The organism is Neisseria sp. P0021.S007 (assembly GCF_051956855.1).
In genome coordinates, this window is the sequence record NZ_JBQCXA010000631.1 from 1 (window position 1) to 650 (window position 650).

At 53.5% G+C, this 650-nt stretch carries 1 protein-coding gene; it reads right to left on the reverse strand.

The genetic code is table 11. From position 1 onward, the window contains the following. Positions 1 to 650, reverse strand: a 650-nt coding sequence (locus tag ACTHUR_RS15060) for an oligopeptide:H+ symporter (protein ID WP_440399418.1), incomplete at both ends; no start/stop codon positions are given.

The window sequence follows — 650 nt, forward strand, 5'->3', positions numbered from 1 at the left end:
GAATATAGGCCATGATGTAACGTTTATTGGCTGCCTCAACTTGGCTGCTGCCCAGCAAGCGTGCAAAATAAGCGATAACGGTGATAATGACCACGCCCAAAAGCCAGCGTGAAAAGTTCTCAAGATTGAGCACGCCGGAAGCAATCACGCTGCCCAACACCAAAACCAGCAACACGCCGACAGCTATTGCAGTCTGTATCTTTTCAGGACGCAACGGATTCGGAGCCGGAGTATGCGGCAGGTTTTTACGGCCGCGCGAATACCACAGCAGGCCAAATGCCATACCGACGGCCGCTGCGCCGAAACCGTAATGGAAACCCATTCTGTCTTGCAAAATACCGGTCAACAAAGGGCCTAAGAAACCGCCGATATTGATGGAAATATAGAAAATGGAGAAACCGGCATCGCGTAATTCGCGCAGGTCGTCCCGTTCATACAAAGAGCCGACCATCGAACCGGCAGACGATTTCACGCCGCCGCTGCCCAGCGCGATAAACACCAAGCCCAACAGCAATCCCATTAAGCCCGGCACAATCGCCAATAAAATATGGCCGGTCATCACGACGATACCGGCGATAAACAGGGTACGTTCCGCGCCCCAAATGCGGTCGGCCAACCATGCGCCGAGAATGGTGGACAGGTAAACGCTG